At 62.3% G+C, this 3789-nt stretch carries 5 protein-coding genes; 1 reads left to right on the top strand and 4 read right to left on the bottom strand.

Annotated elements, in window-relative coordinates; translation table 11 throughout:
- Window positions 1-385: helix-turn-helix domain-containing protein (locus EN925_RS27115; protein WP_127312667.1), on the top strand; the 385-nt coding region annotated here is incomplete at its 5' end.
- Between the two features lie 190 nt (window positions 386-575).
- On the opposite strand, the gene EN925_RS27120 is transcribed toward EN925_RS27115, so the two are convergent.
- The 4 genes from EN925_RS27120 to EN925_RS27135 all read right to left on the bottom strand — a co-directional run bounded on the left by EN925_RS27120 (window position 576) and on the right by EN925_RS27135 (window position 3685).
- Window positions 576-1358 carry an ABC transporter ATP-binding protein gene (locus tag EN925_RS27120; RefSeq protein ID WP_127368376.1) on the bottom strand — a complete coding sequence of 261 codons (783 nt, stop codon included), beginning with the start codon at window positions 1356-1358 and terminating at the stop codon, window positions 576-578.
- The gene (locus EN925_RS27125; RefSeq protein WP_013531157.1) at window positions 1355-2128 is read right to left on the bottom strand and encodes an ABC transporter permease; all 774 of its coding nucleotides are present in this window, start codon (window positions 2126-2128) and stop codon (window positions 1355-1357) included. The genes EN925_RS27120 and EN925_RS27125 overlap by 4 nt, the downstream gene beginning before the upstream one ends.
- 107 nt (window positions 2129-2235) lie before the next feature.
- Entirely contained in the window at window positions 2236-3186 is a 951-nt protein-coding gene (locus EN925_RS27130; protein ID WP_013531156.1) for an ABC transporter substrate-binding protein, read from the bottom strand.
- A gap of 154 nt (window positions 3187-3340) precedes the next feature.
- Complete coding sequence (locus EN925_RS27135; RefSeq protein ID WP_013531155.1) at window positions 3341-3685, bottom strand: peptidase inhibitor family I36 protein; 345 nt, start codon at window positions 3683-3685, stop codon at window positions 3341-3343.
- Window positions 3686-3789 lie beyond the last annotated feature (104 nt).

Consider the following 3789-nt stretch of genomic DNA (forward strand, 5'->3'; position numbering starts at 1 on the left):
CAGCCCCACCGACCGCCAGCGCCTGCCGCTGCGCGCCCGCCTCGGCGTCCAGAACTCGAAAGTGCTGACCATCATCGAGTTGATGGAGGGCAATCTGTCGGAGCCGCTGTCACTGATCGAGATCGCCGATCATGTCGACCTGTCGCGCCGCCAGATCGAGCGGCTGTTCCGCACCGAGATGGGCCGCTCCCCCGCCCGCTATTATCTCGAAATCCGGCTCGACCGCGCTCGGCACCTGCTGATCCAGTCCTCGATGCCAGTGGTCGAGGTGGCGGTCGCCTGCGGCTTCGTCTCGGCCTCGCATTTCTCCAAATGCTACCGCGAACTCTACGCCCGCTCGCCGCAGCAGGAGCGCGTCGACCGCAAGCAGCTGCTGGCCGCCTGAGCAGAGGTGTCACGTGAGTACGAGAACGACTCGACCCGAAAGACTGGCCGACCGGCGCATCTTTCCTCTCGATGTCGAAAAATGGCTAGCGCTCAAGGCGGCTCTGGACGCCCCGAAACGTGATCTTCCTCGCCTCAAGCTGTTGAGCGAGCCAAGTATCTTTCCAGATGATCAGGCTGTGTCGGTCTGACTACGCCTGCGCCGTGCGCATCGCCTCGACCCGAATATCCTCGGTCAGCCGCGCTTTCAGCGCCGAGAATTCCGGGCTGGTCTTCAGCGTGTAATGGCGCGGATGCGGCAGGTCGATGGCGACATCCGACTTGATGCGGCCGGGCCGCGCCGTCATCACGATGACGCGCGAGGCCATGAAGATCGCCTCCTCGATGTCATGGGTGACGAACAGCACCGTCTTTTGGCGCCGTTCCCAGATGCCGAGCAGCAGTTCCTGCATCAGACCGCGCGTCTGGTTGTCGAGCGCGCCGAACGGCTCGTCCAGCAACAGGATCTCCGGATCGTTAGCCAGCGCCCGGGCGATCGCCGTGCGCTGCTGCATGCCGCCGGAGAGCTGCTTCGGCCAATGGTTCTCGAACCCTTTCAGGCCGACGAGATTGATGTAGGAAGCGACGACCCCGTCCCGCTCCTTTTCGGGCATTCCGCGTTCGCGCAAGCCGAAAGCGATGTTCTGCGCCACAGTCAGCCAGGGAAACAGCGTGTAGGACTGAAAGACCATGCCGCGATCCGGCCCCGGCCGGGTCACCGCCTTGCCGTCGAGCAGCACACGGCCCTCGCTCGATGCTTCCAGGCCCGCGACAATCCTGAGCAGTGTCGACTTCCCGCAGCCGGACGGCCCCAGAATAGTGATGAAGTCGTTGGCGGCGACCGCCAGGTCGATCGGCATCAGCGCCTTGACCGGCTGACCGCCGCGCACGCCGGCAAAGGTGCGCGAAACGCCCTCGATGAGAAGCTTGTTCACGCCAGGCTCCACGGAAAGAGCCAGCGGTTGAAGGCCTTGAAGGCGAAGTCGGACAACAGCCCGATCAGTCCGATGACGATGATGCCGAAGATGATCTGACCCGTCGCCAGCCGCGACTGACTGTTGATGATCATGTAGCCGATGCCGGATGACGAGCCGATCAGTTCCGCGACGATGACATAGGTCCAGGCCCAGCCGAGCACCAGCCGCAGCGTCTCGGCGATCTCCGGCGCATTGGCCGGCATGATCACCCGGTTGACGATGCCGCTGTTGGTGGAACCCAGCGTGTAGGCGGCCTCGACCAGATCGCGTCGTGTGCCGCCAACTTTGACCGCGATGATGAGGACGATCTGGAACACCGAGCCGACGAAGATGACCAGCAGTTTTTCCAGCTCGCCGATGCCGGCCCACAAGATGAGCAGTGGGATGAATGCCGACGCAGGCAAGTAGCGGGCGAAGGAGACAAAAGGCTCCAGAAACGCCTCCACTGGCTTCCAGGCGCCCATCGCGATGCCAAGCGGCACCGCGACGACCGAGGCAAGCAGGAAGCCGCCGAAGACGCGCCAGATGGTGATCAGAACGTCGAGCCAGAAACGGTCTTCGACCAAAAGCCGCCAGCCATCCCGCAGCATCGACAGCGGATCGGCGAGGAAGATGCGGTTGACGTGGCCGCCTAGCGTGATCCAAGCCCAGAAGGCCACGAAAAGCACGAAGAAGGAAATGCCGAGCACGGTTCGGATGCCCGGCGAGACGGGATGCAAGGGGCGCATCGTCAAATCGTCGCCATTTTCAAATGGTCCCCATGCTCAAATCGCGCTTTGTCCAAGAGAAGGCGGCAGCGCCAGGCGCCGCCGCTTGATGGTCAAAGGCCGAACGATCAGTTCGAAACCGCGCTGGTGTCAGCCAACGTGGTGACGTCGGGCGCTTCCTTGATCAGTCCCATCTGCAGCAGCAGTTCGCCGGCGGTCTTGGAAAAGTCCTGGAATTCCTTGGTGAAGAACTGTTTGTTCTCCGCCCGGTCGGCCCATTTCAGGTATTTCGCCGAATCCTCGAATTCCTTGGCCGACTGTTTCACGTCGGCACCCATGGTCTCGTAGGATTTCTGCGGATCGCTCTTGATCAGGTCGAGTGCATCAAAATAGCTGTCGGCCAGCGCCTTGGCGGCATCCGGATTGGTTTTCAGGAATTCGGGTGTGCAGCCCACCGTGTCGAGCACCATCGGGTAGTCGAGCGTCGTCGCCAGGATATGGCCCTGGTCCGACTTGTCGCGCACCGCCGAGATGAACGGCTCGTAGGTGACGGCGGCGTCGTTCTGCCCGGCGAGGAAAGCTTGCGCCGCCGCATCAGGCTCCAGATTGACGACGGTGACGTCCTTCGTCGATATGCCGTTCTTGTTCAGCACCCAGGCGAGCATGAAATAGGGCGACGTGCCCGGCGCCGATGACGCGACGTTCTTGCCCTTGAGATCGGCGACGGTCTTGATGTTGTTGCGGGCGACGATGCCGTCGGCGCCGTAGGATTTGTCGAGCTGGAAGATCTGCTTGGTGGTGACGCCGCTGGCGTTCCACACCAGCCAGGTCTCCACCGTGGTGGCCGCGCATTGCAGGTCGCCGCTGGCGATGGCGAGCGGCCGGCTCGCTTGCGGCACCTTTTTCAAGGTCACGTCGAGTCCGTGTTTCTCGAAGATGCCCGCCTGCTTCGCAAGCGTCAGCGGCGCGAAGCCTGTCCAGCCGCTGATGCCGATAGTGACCGAGGTGGCAGCCATCGCCGGTGCGGACAGGCCGGCGGCAAGTGTCAGAGTTGCGGTAAGAACGGCGATCCTGTTCATGTCGGTTCCCCTTTTGTTTTTGCTGGGGAATTGTCTCACAGACGCCAATCGGCTTGTCAATGAACAGCTTGGTGAGGCAACCGGCAGGCCCGGCTCTGCTGTCGGCCAATGGCTACCACCGCCAGAAATCCATCGTGGCTAATCCAAAATGGCCTCAATAATCGTCGCAGGTGCACTCCGCCGACGATATACGGTCATTCCAGTCGCTGCCGCCGAAATCGCGGATCCGGCGCCGGATCTCGATCGAGCGGCCACCCATCCGGGAGTCCTCATAGGCAATGAGTGCGCAACCCCGGCGCACAATCACCGACGACACACGGTCGTTCCAGAACTGGCCGCCGCGAAAGTTCACGGAATCGTCGGGGCCCATACCGATGGACCGACCGCGAAAATTCGCGTGCTCGAACATCATGCAGGCGGGCTCATCATTGTATTGGGCGCTGGCGGCGTCGGCAAAAAGCACGGACGCGACAGCAGTCAGGATGGCTAGACGTTTCATCTGATGTTTCCTCGGTTTTTGCCGCGGCCCCTCCGACTGGATAGCGCGGTCCGGCCAATTTGCCAATGCTTCGGTCGCCTAGCGGCTGTCAAACATCCAGCTGC

Origin of the sequence: Mesorhizobium sp. M7A.F.Ca.US.006.04.2.1 (assembly GCF_004022915.1) — a bacterium.
Taxonomy (GTDB): domain Bacteria; phylum Pseudomonadota; class Alphaproteobacteria; order Rhizobiales; family Rhizobiaceae; genus Mesorhizobium; species Mesorhizobium ciceri.

What these genes read in the sequence shown, in the direction of transcription:
- EN925_RS27125 (WP_013531157.1), bottom strand. Translation starts at nt 2,128, where the DNA reads ATGCGCCCCTTGCATCCCGTCTCGCCGGGCATCCGAACCGTGCTCGGC.
- EN925_RS27135 (WP_013531155.1), bottom strand. Translation starts at nt 3,685, where the DNA reads ATGAAACGTCTAGCCATCCTGACTGCTGTCGCGTCCGTGCTTTTTGCC.
- EN925_RS27130 (WP_013531156.1), bottom strand. Translation starts at nt 3,186, where the DNA reads ATGAACAGGATCGCCGTTCTTACCGCAACTCTGACACTTGCCGCCGGC.